This is a genomic window from Eubacterium aggregans, from assembly GCF_900107815.1.
GTDB lineage: Bacteria > Bacillota > Clostridia > Eubacteriales > Eubacteriaceae > Eubacterium_O > Eubacterium_O aggregans.
Genome location: NZ_FNRK01000007.1, coordinates 1 through 13465 on the forward strand (window position 1 = coordinate 1; position 13465 = coordinate 13465).

13 protein-coding genes are annotated in these 13465 nt (G+C 48.1%); 9 read left to right on the forward strand and 4 right to left on the reverse strand.

The window, feature by feature from the left end; all coding sequences use genetic code 11:
- Nucleotides 1–445: 445 nt before the first annotated feature.
- Nucleotides 446–856, forward strand: a complete 411-nt coding sequence (locus tag BLW33_RS05165; RefSeq protein WP_090306032.1) for a Fur family transcriptional regulator — start codon at nucleotides 446–448, stop codon at nucleotides 854–856.
- 72 nt (nucleotides 857–928) lie between these two features.
- Here BLW33_RS05165 and lsrF read toward each other — a convergent pair whose 3' ends face one another.
- The 4 genes from lsrF to BLW33_RS05185 all read right to left on the reverse strand — a co-directional run bounded on the left by lsrF (nucleotide 929) and on the right by BLW33_RS05185 (nucleotide 3893).
- Nucleotides 929–1816 carry a 3-hydroxy-5-phosphonooxypentane-2,4-dione thiolase gene (gene lsrF, locus BLW33_RS05170; RefSeq protein WP_090306035.1) on the reverse strand — a complete coding sequence of 296 codons (888 nt, stop codon included), beginning with the start codon at nucleotides 1814–1816 and terminating at the stop codon, nucleotides 929–931.
- A 62-nt stretch (nucleotides 1817–1878) separates the two neighbouring features.
- Nucleotides 1879–2880: a dihydroxyacetone kinase subunit DhaK gene (locus BLW33_RS05175; RefSeq protein WP_090306038.1), complete on the reverse strand. Its 1002-nt coding sequence runs from the start codon at nucleotides 2878–2880 to the stop codon at nucleotides 1879–1881.
- Between the two features lie 44 nt (nucleotides 2881–2924).
- Nucleotides 2925–3251 (reverse strand): hypothetical protein, encoded by a 327-nt coding sequence (locus tag BLW33_RS05180; RefSeq protein WP_143032591.1) that lies wholly within the window; start codon nucleotides 3249–3251, stop codon nucleotides 2925–2927.
- A gap of 18 nt (nucleotides 3252–3269) precedes the next feature.
- Nucleotides 3270–3893, reverse strand: coding sequence for a dihydroxyacetone kinase subunit L (locus BLW33_RS05185; protein ID WP_090306044.1), 624 nt, complete (start codon nucleotides 3891–3893; stop codon nucleotides 3270–3272).
- A gap of 247 nt (nucleotides 3894–4140) precedes the next feature.
- Here BLW33_RS05185 and BLW33_RS05190 point away from each other — a divergent pair, with 247 nt between their 5' ends.
- The 8 genes from BLW33_RS05190 to BLW33_RS05225 all read left to right on the forward strand — a co-directional run bounded on the left by BLW33_RS05190 (nucleotide 4141) and on the right by BLW33_RS05225 (nucleotide 13451).
- Nucleotides 4141–5124, forward strand: coding sequence for a sugar-binding transcriptional regulator (locus BLW33_RS05190; protein ID WP_090306047.1), 984 nt, complete (start codon nucleotides 4141–4143; stop codon nucleotides 5122–5124).
- A gap of 146 nt (nucleotides 5125–5270) precedes the next feature.
- Nucleotides 5271–6602: a peptidoglycan DD-metalloendopeptidase family protein gene (locus tag BLW33_RS05195; RefSeq protein WP_090306050.1), complete on the forward strand. Its 1332-nt coding sequence runs from the start codon at nucleotides 5271–5273 to the stop codon at nucleotides 6600–6602.
- Between the two features lie 125 nt (nucleotides 6603–6727).
- Nucleotides 6728–7087: a YlbF/YmcA family competence regulator gene (locus BLW33_RS05200; protein ID WP_090243630.1), complete on the forward strand. Its 360-nt coding sequence runs from the start codon at nucleotides 6728–6730 to the stop codon at nucleotides 7085–7087.
- 12 nt (nucleotides 7088–7099) lie between these two features.
- The gene (gene mltG, locus BLW33_RS05205; protein WP_090306053.1) at nucleotides 7100–8350 is read left to right on the forward strand and encodes an endolytic transglycosylase MltG; all 1251 of its coding nucleotides are present in this window, start codon (nucleotides 7100–7102) and stop codon (nucleotides 8348–8350) included.
- 9 nt (nucleotides 8351–8359) lie between these two features.
- Nucleotides 8360–9595, forward strand: a complete 1236-nt coding sequence (locus tag BLW33_RS05210) for a peptidase U32 family protein (protein WP_090306057.1) — start codon at nucleotides 8360–8362, stop codon at nucleotides 9593–9595.
- 185 nt (nucleotides 9596–9780) lie between these two features.
- Nucleotides 9781–10530 (forward strand): DeoR/GlpR family DNA-binding transcription regulator, encoded by a 750-nt coding sequence (locus BLW33_RS05215; protein ID WP_090306060.1) that lies wholly within the window; start codon nucleotides 9781–9783, stop codon nucleotides 10528–10530.
- A gap of 1 nt (nucleotide 10531) precedes the next feature.
- Nucleotides 10532–11434, forward strand: coding sequence for a 1-phosphofructokinase (pfkB, locus tag BLW33_RS05220; protein ID WP_090306062.1), 903 nt, complete (start codon nucleotides 10532–10534; stop codon nucleotides 11432–11434).
- A gap of 22 nt (nucleotides 11435–11456) precedes the next feature.
- Nucleotides 11457–13451 carry a PTS fructose transporter subunit IIABC gene (locus BLW33_RS05225; RefSeq protein WP_090306066.1) on the forward strand — a complete coding sequence of 665 codons (1995 nt, stop codon included), beginning with the start codon at nucleotides 11457–11459 and terminating at the stop codon, nucleotides 13449–13451.
- Nucleotides 13452–13465 lie beyond the last annotated feature (14 nt).

The window sequence follows — 13465 nt, forward strand, 5'->3', positions numbered from 1 at the left end:
TCAACACTGTTGACCTTTTTAGAGTCTTCGTGAAGTTGATCTACAATATCAGTCAGAAGACAACTACCAGAAGCTAACATGCCATAGGTCATGTCCGCAGTAAACTTTTTGTCCGGTTTGGAAAGCTTACGGGATATTTTGTTTGAAAAAGATAAAATTTCACGTTTCAAAGTGTAGGTTTTTGTAGTAGAATTAAGCATGAGGAATCCCTTTCTTTATTGTTTAGTGTAGATTTTGTTTCGCAACTTAATTCTACTACAAAAGGACTGGTGATTCCTTATATTTTGGGCATTTTCTGAAAGTTGTTCATTGCATTACCAGTGAAACAAGGGGTTTGTGGATAAAACTACGAAAACTCAAGCGTACCCTCCCTTGACATTTTCTAAAGTTTAAATTATAATCTTTATAAGTAACTATGGTCTAAAAGCACGGGAAGGAGATCCACATGAAGGTAAGTGAGGAGCAAGTTAAAAAACGCATTCGGGATGCTGGTTTACGGGCTACCCCCCAGCGCATCCATCTGCTCCGTATTTTGATGGAAACACCGACCCATCCATCCGCAGAAATGTTGATGACGATGTCCAATGAATCTGGGTTTGAACTGTCCATTGGAACGGTGTACAACACCCTGGAGTGTTTTGAGAATAAGGGGCTGGTTATTCGGGTTCACGATGCCAGCGAGGTTATGCGCTACGATGCAAAAACAGACTTCCATGTCCATTTAGTGGACCGGGAGCACAATGTCATCATGGACTTTTTTGATGACGAGTTGGAAGGGATCATTAAGGGCCACCTCAAAGGAAAAGTTCCGGCAGAATTTTCTGCTAAACATATTGACATTTCGCTTTATGCTTGAGATAGTGTTAAAGCAAAAGAAGCTTCCTCCACAGAGTATCCTCTTGGAGAAAGCTTCTTTTTTTTTGTGGTGTTAGAGGGATTTTTGTAAATCCAGATAGCATTCATAGCCCTGGGCACCGGTGGCACCGTGGTGGACCACCTGGCGGATAGCTTTAATCATAGCCTGGGGATGATCGGCCTGGAAGACATTCCGGCCCATATCTACCCCGTGGGCACCGCGTTTAATGGCCTGGTAGGCCATTTCCAGGGCGTCAGCTTCTGGAATCTTCTTTCCACCGGCAATGACCAGGGGAACGGGACAGGCGGCAGCCACTTCTTCAAAATCTTCGCAATAATATACCTTGACGATTTGACAGCCAAATTCAGCCAGCATCCGGGTAGCCAGGGAAAAATATTTTTTATTTCGTTCCATCTGCTTGCCAACAGCCACAACCCCAAGGGTGGGGATGCCATAGCGGTTACCCGCATCGATGGTCCGAACGATGTTATGAATGCTCTGGCACTCACCGGTATCTCCGATGAAGGTCTGGATGGCCATACAGGTGGCATTCATTCGGATGGCATCTTCAATGTCCACGCCGATGACCTCATGGCTCATGTCATCTCCTACGGAAACCACTGAGCTTCCGGCAGAGCAGCGCAGGGCGATGGCTTTTTTACAATCTGCTGGGATGCAGGTACGCAGGGCACCCCGGGTCCCCATTAGGACATCAGCATCAGCCATGAGTGGCGGAATGGCCAAGTCCAGACGCTCCAGGCCCTGGGTGGGTCCCATGATATAGCCGTGGTCAAAGGCCAGCATGATGGTGTTCCCACTTTGGGGATCGAAGATCTGGGACAACCGGGATTTCATTCCCCAGTCGACATTTTCCATGCCTTTAACGTGGAAGGACGCATTCGCCTGGGGGCGGTCAAATCCAAAATCTTTAGCTTTTTTATTACCAATATTATCTGCCATATGTATTTTCCTCCATGAATAAAGGGCGGTGTTGGCCGCCCTTGTTTTTTTAAATCCGTGTGTTACTGGACAACCTTATAGGGGGTGTTGCAGGGGGCGTTCCAGTATTTCAGTTCCTGCTCGTCGCAGCGGGCCATAAACATTTGGAAGCCTGCAGTTTCCTGGACGGTGAGGATTTCACCGACCCAGCTGGCCACAACGTTGATTCCCTTGTCTGCCAGGTGCTTATAGGTTTTACGGAACACGATGAGCTGTTCCATGAGGGTGGTGGCACCAGAACCATTGATAAAGACTAAAACATCTTCTCCGGCTTTTAAGTCGAGATCGGCAATGAGGGCATCGGCCATGATCACAGCAGTTTCATCGGCGGTTTTCATGGTTTGACGGCCACCGCCGCCTTCACCGTGCTGTCCCATACCGACTTCCATTTCATCATCCCCCAGGGAGGAAATGACTTCCCCATTGGCTGGGTGTGTCGCCCCTCTGGCAGCCACGGCAATGGTGGCCATATTATCGGCGAATTTTTGGGCGATAGCAGCAACCTCGTCCAGGGATTTACCCTGGGCAGCGGCGGCAGCGGCAATCTTATAAACGGCAATACAGCCTACTAAGCCCCGGCGATCGTCGGAATTGGAGCGGGGTGCATTGGAGATATCCTCCTGGGTCACCACCTTGGCCACGTTGAGGCCCAATTTTTCTACTTCTTTCATGGTCTTTTTGCCGGTGAGCATATCCCCGGCGTGGTTCAGGACCACGAAGAGGACGCCGTGGCCCTTGTCGGCCATTTTGATGGCTTCAATACAGGCCTTGTAGCCCGGAGCGGCAAAGACATCGCCAACCACGGAGATATCCACCATCCCTTCACCAACAAAGCCTTCGATGGCGGGTTCGTGGCCAGAGCCGCCAAGGGTGACGATGGTGACACGGTCAGCATCGGCCAGCTTTTTGCTGACGACTAAATTGTTCCCCGTAACTTCCACTAAATCGGGATTGGACAGAGCCAAGCCTTCCAGTAATTCAGCAGTAATGTTTTCCGGTTGATTCAAGAATTTTTTCATAACCATAATATTTCCCTCCCAGTTTGCAATCCGATTTGAATCCGATTCGATTAGTTTTTGAATTCCATTAATTCCAGACAGGTACCATTGACATCGACAAAGGCGATATCCAGGGTATCATCCACGGTCATGCGGCCATTTAAAATGGTGGCCCCTTCGTCCTCAACAAACTTGTCAATATTGGGAACCTTGTAAGCCACATGGGTTTTGTTCACCACATCGGGGTGAAGGGGCGTGCCCTCTTCAAACCGTAAATACTCGAACTTTAAAGGATTGTTGTCCGGACCGGAGATATAAACCTTTAAGCCCTCGGCATAATCCTCGGGGAGCACCGTTTCCTTTACAGGGACTCCAACATGCATGATTTCGTACATCATCGTACCTCCTTAAGCACCTTATATTTGATAGCCTTTGGCTAATCCTTCAAAAAACAGAGCAAATGTCACAGATCCGGGATCGATGTGTCCTAAGGCCCGTACCCCAATATAACGCCCCCGGCCGAATTTAGCGAGCATATCGGCAGTGGCATCAGAACCGGCTTTGGCAGCAGCTGCCGCGGATTCCAGCACTTGGGCAGAAATCGTATCACAGGAGCGGATGATCTGGATAGCCGGGTAGATGGCATCCATCATGGTCTTTCCACCGACCTCTGCACCGGACATATCGTAGAATTCATCGTAGCCACCCAAGAGGATTGTTTTGATAAAAGAATCCGTATCCTCTGTGTTATCAGCAGCTTCGGCCATGCCACAAAAATAGGACCCGACAAGGGGGGCTGCAGAGCCGCCGCTGACATCTTCCAGGACACCATTGAGGGACTCCAGGCTTTCCTTCACATCCGTTTTTTCATCCCAGAGATTGACCTGGGAGTGGATGGTTTTGGCAATTTTTTCCATGGTGGTGCCATGGTCTCCGTCGCCCAGGTCACAGTCTAACTTGGTGAGCTCTGGAATGTGATTGAGGATGGTCTGTGCTGAGGTGAGCAGCATGTTCTTAATTTTAATGGGATCGACAGACATATGTATACCTCCATAGGTCGTTTTCTTGCCCTCAGTATATCAGCGAAAATAACATTGGTCAAATTATAAAAGCCAATAGAATAGAATTAAACGTAAAAATGCTGATGTTTCGTATAATATATAACATATGACAGAATAATGATGAGACAATCCTTATTATTTAAATTGACATATGTTAAGTAAATGCTATAATAAATTTTAATTCTAACTTTTGTCAGGAATAGTGGATAGGCATGGAGGACCCCAAATGAAAGAAAAAGAGTTAATCCGATTAATTAAAGCTTCCCAGCTTTATTATGAACAGAATATGACCCAGGCTGAAATTGCCAGGGAAATGGAGATTTCCAGACCATCGGTGAGTAATCTTCTAGCCCGGGCCAGAAAGGAGGGATTGGTCACCATTACGGTAAAGCCCTTTGAAAGCACTACCTTTGGAAAGGCCCAGGTCCTTAGGGATTATTTCGATTTAAAAAGCTGCCAGGTGGTTGCCGTCGGAAGCACTAAGAAGGAAACGGAGCAGAATATCTCCAATCAGGTGGTGGATACCCTTTTGAGTGTTTTACCCCGAACCCGGGTTTTGGGGGTGGGCTGGGGCTATAATATGGGTCAGGTTGTCGGGGCACTTTGTCAGCGGGAGATCAAGGAGAAACTATCCGCAACGTTGTGTCCTATGATTGGTACAGCAACCATTCCCCATAAGGGTTATCACCCCAATGAGCTGTGTACCGATGTATCACAAAAACTGGGTATTCCGGCGGAATTTCTAATCTCACCCGCCTTTCCCACCACGAGACAAGAATACCGATTATTCATTAATACAGAAAATTATGCCAATATTTATACCCTGTGGAAACGCATGGATACCTGTATGGTCACCCTGGGAGGATATCCCTGTGTGCCAGATCACGCCACCGCCTCCCGTTTTGGACGGCGGCTGGTGTCTGAACGGGCGGTGGGCAATATGCTGTCCTTCTTTTTTGATATCCATGGCAATGCCATCCGGGGAGAAGATGATTGTGCGATTCAAATTCCTTTAAAACAACTGGGACGCATTCGAAATTTCATTGGTGTTGCCCCCGCTGGAGGCAGTGCCTCCGCTGTCATTGGGTGTCTGAATACCCATGTGGTTAAGCATTTAGTCATTGATGAAGGGATTGCAGGTGAGGTGGTGAAGTACTTGTATGACACTGAAAAATTGGGAAAGTTTGATGAGGGTGGGGCAATCCTTTAAGGCTTTTCTTTAGGATATTGATTTTTTGTAAATAATAAGCTATAATTGTTACAAGTTCGAAACAAATAGGGAAAGACGAAAACGAAGGAAGGCGGTGGATCCGTATTAAAGTCAGAAAGAGTGACTCAGACCAGAAGGTCTGTGGTTTGTTGGAAAAAAGAGAATGGGTACTCATTGTTGGTGCCGTTTTAGTGCTGTTAATTGGATTGTTTTCCACTTTTGGAATGGGTTATCAGATCAGCATGGATGGTCGAATCATCGGCTATACTAAGGATACCCAAGCATTTACAGACAGTGTGACCCGCATTGATGATATTATGAAGGCGGCATATGGTGTTGACACCGCCAAGGTTTCCGATGAATTTAAAATCCAGCATGTTCCAGTGTTTGATAAAGTGGAAAGCAGCGTGTCAGACTTTACCAGGGAACTCATTGCAAAGGATCATGATGTGAGTGTTTCCGGTGTTGCCATGTCCATTGATGGGAAAGCAGCGGGCAATTTTGTTTCAGAAAAACAGGCCCAGGAAGCCCTGGAGGCAGCGGTTAAGACCAGCGCTGCTGTAGGTGAAAATGACCGGATTGTCGGTTATCAGATACACTCAAACATTACTTATCAGGATAAAACCTTCGACGTGACCGAAGTCAGGCCCACAAAGGAATGGGGCACGCTTTTGGCAGCTGGACAGTCAGCGTCAGAAGCCGCCACTGTCCAAACCGTGGCCTCCGCGGGAACTGGCCAACAGGTCAATCGTGGCGCCATGACAGCACTGGATAACGTGGTCGAAGCTGAATCCGTGCAGCCTGAGGGAGAAGAAACGCCTGTACTGAAGATGGATGTCACAAAGCAGTCGGTGATTAAAGAAGCCATTCCCTACGATGTTGTACGACAGGAGGATTCAAGTCTTTATGTCGGGCAGATCCAAATCCGTCAGCCGGGCCAGGCTGGGGTTCGGGAGCATGTGGTGGAATCCCAGTATGTTGACGGCGTTGTCACTACCCAAACCCAATTGTCTGAGACCGTGACAAAGGAACCCGTTGCCCAGATCATCGCAGTGGGAAATAATACCTATCCTACCATGGGGGCAAAAAAGGGTGACTTCATTCTGCCAGCGGCAGGAGATGTTACCTCAACGGATAAAAGCGGCAGCCACGCAGGTTACAAAGCCATTGATATTGCCGCCGCCCAGGGAACCCCCATTTACGCACCGAAGGATGGAACCGTGACCATGGCTCAGGAATACGGCAGTTATGGTTTAACCGTCCAGGTTGAGGCGGATGACGGGACCGTTTTCCTCATGGCTCATAACTCCGAGTTTAAATGCAGTGCAGGTGATCGGGTGAGTAAAGGCCAGGTTATAGCCCTTATGGGCAGCACTGGGAATTCAACCGGGCCCCATTGTCATTTTGAAATCCGAATTGGGGGAACCCAACAATGTATGACGGATTATTTTGATTTGGGCCTGGGGGATATTGTATAAAAAGAAGGAAAGAACGCTAAAGTGGCCTTGGCCCAAGGCGTTCTTTTTCGTAAAAAGACTAACAAAATTGTGACACTTATGTTACAATGAAAAAGAATCACTGAAAAGTAGAGGATCGGAAAACAATGAAAAATATTTATGATGAAGCACATAACTTGGCACAGGCCATCAAAGAATCACCCGAAGGACAACGTTTCCGGGAAGCACAAGACCGTTTAAAAGCTAGCCCAGACAGCGAACGGATGGCAAAGGACTTTTTCGCCAAGCAGATGATGGTACAGACCCGACAGATGATGGGCCAGGAATTATCCCAGGAAGAAATTGCTGATTTTAACATTCAGGCAACGGCGGTTATGGGGAATCCCGATGTAGCCCAATATATTCAGGCACAAATGGCTTTTATCACCATTTATCAGGACGTTCTCAAAATCGTTAACGATGCCGCTGGAATCGATATGGATTTCTTCGGAAATGCCGGTGCCTAGAGGACGACGCTCATGGAGAATGAAAAAAAAAGGAATACGAAGAAATCATCCATACCCAGTGCAAATCGAAAGCGCGAGTTAGGAACCCGGGCAAAGAGTACCACTGGGACAAGGCCTAAAGTACCGATAACGACAGAACCACCGGCCGCTGCATCTAGAAAACCTCAGACGGGGGCAGGCGGTGGAAACCGACGCTCGGTCCAGACTAGAAAACCAGGGAACTCACCAGTAAAGCGGATGATTATCGGGCTGGTTGCTCTGGTTCTTTTTGCCGCCCTTCTCATTGGAGGATGGATGGTTTTTTACAATATGAATTTACAGCCGGTGGGGACAAACACTGAAAATGTGGTGGTCGATATCCCCGATGGTTCAACCATTGATGAAATTGCCCAGATCTTACATGATAAGAATCTCATACGGAATACCCTTGTTTTTGAGAGCTATGCCGGCCGGCACAGCCGTGGGTCCAAGCAGATTCAGGCGGCCAACTACGAATTCAACCAGGCCATGTCGGTCCCCCAGATTTTTAATAAGATGCTCAATGGTGAGGCTTACACCGGAGCTGTGGCCATCACCCTGCCAGAGGGACGGAATATTAAGGAAATGGCTGAAATTCTGGAAAAAAACCATGTATGTGCGGCTGCAGATTTTATTGCAGAAACCAAGAAAGTTACCGAGTATAAAGCGAAGTATCCCATATTAGGAAGTATTCCTGATGGGAAGGATCGAACATTAGAAGGTTATCTCTTTGCAGATACCTATAATTGGGGAACAGGAACGGAGCCATCGGTTATTGTCACCAATATGTTGGATCGTTTTGTGGATGTTTATAATGCCTCCATGGAACAGCGAACCCAGGAAATGGGCAAGACGGTGGATGAAATCGTCATTATGGGGTCCATTGTTGAACTGGAAACCAAGCTGGCAGAGGATAAGGCTAATTGTGCCAGCGTATTCTACAATCGGATTGCGGCGGGAATGCCCCTTCAATCGGATATTACAGTAGACTATGCCCTGGGAACGAAAAACGCAGTGCTGACAGAAGCACAAACCCAGGTGGATTCTCCCTATAACACCTATAAAAACCTGGGATTACCCGTGGGTCCAATATGCTCACCCAGCAAATCCTCTTTGGAAGCAGCTCTTTATCCGGCGACGACAACCTATCTCTTCTTTGTTGCAGATATGGACAGTGGGAAGCTGTATTTTAACGAAACTTTGGAAGGGCACAATGCTGATGTCCAGAAATATATGGGAGACTAGACAATCCAGATGATTACAAAAACAAAACCAGAATTGCTGGCACCAGCGGGTAATTTTGAAAAGCTGCGCTATGCCTTACATTATGGTGCGGATGCCGTCTATTGTGCTGGAAAGAAGTTTGGCTTGCGGGCCAGGGCAGATAATTTTACGTCCGAAGAGCTGGAAAAAGCAGTGGCCTTTGTCCATGCCCGGGGAAAGCGCCTTTACGTTACTCTGAATATGATTCCCCACGATGCTGATTTAGTGGCGTTGCCGGAATATGTCCGCTTTTTAGAATCCATTGGTGTGGATGCTGTCTTAGTGGCAGACCCCGGGGTTTTTAATGTTGTCCGGCATCATGCCCCGAATTTGAAGATTACGGTGAGTACCCAGGCCAATAACACCAATTCAGAGACGGTTTCGTTTTGGCATGCTTTGGGGGCAAGCCGCATTGTGTTGGCCAGGGAGCTATCCGGAGGAGAAATCCAGAATATGGTGAGCCAGGCCCCTGAGGGCATGGAGATTGAAACCTTTGTCCACGGAGCCATGTGCATTTCATACTCCGGGCGTTGCCTTTTAAGCCATTATCTTACGGGGCGAAACTCCAACCAAGGGGACTGCGCCCAACCCTGCCGATGGAATTACCAGCTGGTGGAAGCCACCCGCCCGGGAGAAGCCTTCACCCTTGAGGATGGGGAGGATGGTGCTTTCCTTTTCAATTCAAAGGATTTATGCCTGGCCCGGGAAATTCCCCAGCTCATGGCAATGGGTGTGGCCAGCTTTAAAATCGAAGGGCGGATGAAAAGCCCTTATTATGTGGCCACTGTCATTTCGATTTATCGCCGCATCATCGATGCCTGCTGGGCTAATCCAGAATTTGTGGTGCCCGATGCCTGGATCCGGGAATTGTCCAAGGTCAGCCACCGGAATTACACCACGGCCTTCTATTATGGAAAGACCTCTGGAGAAGATCAAAATTACGGAACAAGCAGCTACACAAGACATTACGATTTTATCGGGGTGGTGCTGGATTACGATGATGATACGGGCATGGCCACCATCGAACAGCGCAATAAGATGACGGTGGGGGATACCGTTGAATTGATCTCTCCCGTTGGTGATGCCCTTTATCACAGCCAGAGGGCGGAAATCATTATGGATGCTGAGGGTAATCCCCTGGAGTCCACCCCCCATCCCAAGATGATTTACCAAATGAAAATGGATCGCCCTGTGGCACCCATGGATTTAATACGGAAAGAAAAATAACAATTATAAAAATAACCACTGTATTTGTCATGAATGCAGTGGTTATTTTAATGTTCTCTTGCTACAATATAATCAATAACAGTCATATTAAAGCTTAAAAACGACTGAATATGGCTATAAATGACTAAAAATGATTGACTTTGACTAAAAATGGTGATATTCTAGCAACAAGAAAGGAGTAATGGATGCTGACAGAGGAGAGACAAGGAATTATACTTGAGGTTTTAAATGAACGTGGTGCCATTACAGTGGGGGAATTAACGGATATTTTAGAAACTTCGGAATCCACCATTCGCAGGGATTTGACCACCCTGGGCGAGCAGGGACTGCTTAAAAAGGTTCATGGTGGTGCGACGGCCCTGGAAAGCAGTGCCTATTCAGCGTCTGAGAAGGATGTGCGTTTTAAACAAAGCCAGTACGGTGACGAAAAACACGCGATTGGCAGAAGGGCAGCGGATATTATAAAGCCCGAGGATTTTGTGTATATCGATGCCGGGACGACCACAGAAGCCCTGGTAGAGGCAATTACAGAAACCCAGGCGATTTATGTGACCAATGGGCTTGTCCATGCGGAAAAGCTTCTTAGAAAGGGGTGCTCAGTTTATGTGCCCGGAGGGCGGCTTCGCCCGGAAACAGAAGCCATCGTTGGGGCAGAGGCTCTGGAGGCCATTGGGAAATACCATTTTACCATTGGTTTTTTCGGAACCAACGGTATTGATATTCGGGCGGGATATACCACACCGGATGTTGGCGAAGCCCGGATTAAACAGGAGGCCTTTGGTCGATGCCGATGTGCGTATGTATTGGCGGACGCATCCAAATTTAATCAAATTACACCGGTGACCTTTGGACAATTGGAAGGGGCCCGGATTATTACCAACGCTATACCGGATCTTCGGTATCAGCAGGTAACGGAAATAGTTGAGGTGAAATAAATTGATTTATACCGTAACCTTTAATCCATCCCTGGATTATATTGCTTCGGTGGACGGTTTTAAGCCAGGCATTATAAACCGGACGACATCGGAGCTTCTTTTCCCAGGGGGGAAGGGCATTAATGTGTCCATCGTACTGAATAACCTTGGCATTGAAAGTACAGCACTGGGATTTATTGCCGGATTTACAGGGAAAGAGATTGCTGAAAGACTGACGGTTCATGGCTGCCATTCTGATTTTATAACCATAGCCGAGGGAATGTCCCGAATTAATGTTAAGCTGCGTTCCGATGAGGAAACAGAGATTAACGGGATGGGACCAGCGATCAGTCAGACAGATATTGAGCGGCTCTATGGAAAACTCCATGAACTAAATGCTGGGGATTTTCTAGTGTTAGCTGGAAGCATTCCGGCCAGTATGCCCGCGGATGTGTATGAGAAGATTATGGCCCGCCTTGAAGGACGCGGTGTTCATATTGTGGTGGATGCGACAAAGGATTTGCTTTTAAACGTCTTACCCTATCACCCCTTCCTGATCAAACCCAATAATCATGAGCTTGGGGAGATGTTTGGCGTCGTCTTAAAAAGTGAGGCTGATATTATTACCTATGGGAAAAAGCTCCAGGAAATGGGCGCACGCCACGTGCTGGTGTCCATGGCCGGTGATGGCGCTATTCTCCTTTCTGAGGATGGTGGGGTTTATAAAAGCCCGGCACCTAAAGGCGTGTTAAAGAATTCAGTGGGTGCTGGAGATTCCATGGTTGCTGGCTTCCTTACTGGTTATTTACAAACCGGCAATACGGAAACAGCATTTAAAATGGGCCTGGCCACAGGCAGCGCCAGTGCATTTTCAGATGAACTGGCCACGAAGGCAGACGTAATGGCATTATTCAATTCAATTTAATCTTTTAACGCAGGGGGAAAACATGCGGATTTCAGATTTATTAAAAAAAGAAGGTATCGATTTAAATGGTCCCTCCGCTTCTAAGGCGAAAACCATCGATATCCTGGTTGATTTGATGGCGGCTACGGGGAATTTAAAGGATAAAGAAGTCTATAAAAAGGCGGTTCTGGATCGAGAAGCCCAGGGAACTACTGGGGTTGGTGAAGGCATTGCCATTCCTCATGGGAAATCACCGGCGGTTGAGCGGGCAGGGCTCGCAGCCATGGTGTGCAAAAATGGGACGGATTACGATGCCATGGATGGGCAGCCCGTCTATTTGATTTTTATGATTGCGGTGCCGGATAACTCCGATGATACACACCTGGAGCTCCTCAGCCGTTTGTCCATGATGCTCATGGATGAGGATTTTAGGAAGACACTGATTAACGCATCCAGCAAGGATGAATTCCTAAAGCTGATTGACACTAAGGAACGTGAAAAGTTTGCAGAGGATGAACGGGAGGCTACGGCAAGTGTGGATGCCGAAGCGGTAGCAGAAATTGACGCTGGGGGAGCATCTCCCAAAAGCGGGCCCTATGATATCGTCGCAGTAACGGCCTGTCCTACGGGAATCGCCCATACTTATATGGCAGCTGAAGCCCTGGAGGAAAAAGCCAAGAAAATGGGGATTCGCATCAAGGTCGAAACCAATGGCAGCGGGGGTGTGAAGAACGCACTGACTCCTGAGGACATTGCAGGGGCTAAGGGTGTTATCGTCGCAGCCGATAAAAAGGTGGCCATGGCTCGGTTTGCTGGTAAGCCAGTCCTCCAGACCAAGGTTTCTGACGGCATTAACAAAACCCAGGACCTCATTGAGAAGGCCATGGCAGGGGATCTTCCCATCTTTCAGGCCACCGGAGAGGATTCAGAGGAAATGGGCAGTGACGGTAAGGAAAGCATCGGCCGTCGTATTTATAAGGACCTGATGAATGGGGTTTCCCATATGCTGCCCTTTGTTATCGGCGGCGGGATCCTCATTGCCCTGGCCTTTCTCTTCGATGATTATTCCATCGATCCCTCCAACTTTGGGATGAACACCCCCTTTGCGGCCTTCCTCAAAACGGTAGGTGGGGCGGCCTTCGGCTTTATGCTGCCGGTACTGGCGGGCTTCATCGCCATGAGTATTGCGGACCGTCCGGGCCTGGCTGTCGGCTTTGTAGGTGGATACCTTGCCAGTGAAGGCTATATCCTAACTACGGTGAATGGCAGCCTCACCATTGCCACTGGAGGAACCTCTGGTTTCCTTGGGGCACTGTTGGCTGGTTTTATCGCCGGGTATTTGGTTTTAGGCCTGAAGAAGCTCTTTGATAAGCTGCCGGAAACCCTGGAAGGCATTAAGCCGACGCTGCTATATCCCTTCTTTGGATTGCTGCTCATCGGGGCTATTATGGTCTTTGTGGTCAATCCTCCAGTGGCCTGGCTGAATACCGCAATGACCAATGGTCTGAATAGCATGGGCGAAAGTTCCAAAGTCATTTTAGGCATCGTCCTTGGCGGGATGATGGCCATCGATATGGGTGGTCCTTTCAACAAAGCGGCCTACGTCTTTGGGACGGCTTCCCTGGCCAGTGGGCAGTACGATATCATGGCGGCTGTTATGGTCGGCGGGATGGTCCCACCCCTTGCCATTGCCTTATGCAGCACCTTCTTTAAAAATCGATTCACCAAAAAAGAACGGCAATCGGCATTAACCTGTTATGTGATGGGCCTATCCTTTATTACAGAGGGAGCAATTCCCTTTGCTGCCGCAGATCCGGCAAGGGTGATTCCATCCTGTATTGCCGGTTCAGCCGTTGCTGGTGGTCTGTCCATGTTCTTTGGATGTACCCTGATGGCTCCCCATGGTGGGATCTTCGTATTCCCTGTGGTGGGGAATCCGTTGTTCTATGTGGTCTCACTGGCGGTGGGCGCATTAGTAGGGATGATTCTTCTTGCAATTTTAAAGAAACCTTTACCTGTGGATAAAGTTGATGATTGATTACAATTAAATTT

Coding starts and splice junctions, on each gene's coding strand:
- lsrF (WP_090306035.1), bottom strand. CDS start 1,816: ATGGCAGATAATATTGGTAATAAAAAAGCTAAAGATTTTGGATTTGAC.
- BLW33_RS05175 (WP_090306038.1), bottom strand. CDS start 2,880: ATGGTTATGAAAAAATTCTTGAATCAACCGGAAAACATTACTGCTGAA.
- BLW33_RS05200 (WP_090243630.1), top strand. CDS start 6,728: ATGAAAAATATTTATGATGAAGCACATAACTTGGCACAGGCCATCAAA.
- BLW33_RS05165 (WP_090306032.1), top strand. CDS start 446: ATGAAGGTAAGTGAGGAGCAAGTTAAAAAACGCATTCGGGATGCTGGT.
- BLW33_RS05225 (WP_090306066.1), top strand. CDS start 11,457: ATGCGGATTTCAGATTTATTAAAAAAAGAAGGTATCGATTTAAATGGT.
- BLW33_RS05180 (WP_143032591.1), bottom strand. CDS start 3,251: ATGATGTACGAAATCATGCATGTTGGAGTCCCTGTAAAGGAAACGGTG.
- BLW33_RS05210 (WP_090306057.1), top strand. CDS start 8,360: ATGATTACAAAAACAAAACCAGAATTGCTGGCACCAGCGGGTAATTTT.
- BLW33_RS05215 (WP_090306060.1), top strand. CDS start 9,781: ATGCTGACAGAGGAGAGACAAGGAATTATACTTGAGGTTTTAAATGAA.
- BLW33_RS05185 (WP_090306044.1), bottom strand. CDS start 3,893: ATGTCTGTCGATCCCATTAAAATTAAGAACATGCTGCTCACCTCAGCA.
- BLW33_RS05190 (WP_090306047.1), top strand. CDS start 4,141: ATGAAAGAAAAAGAGTTAATCCGATTAATTAAAGCTTCCCAGCTTTAT.
- mltG (WP_090306053.1), top strand. CDS start 7,100: ATGGAGAATGAAAAAAAAAGGAATACGAAGAAATCATCCATACCCAGT.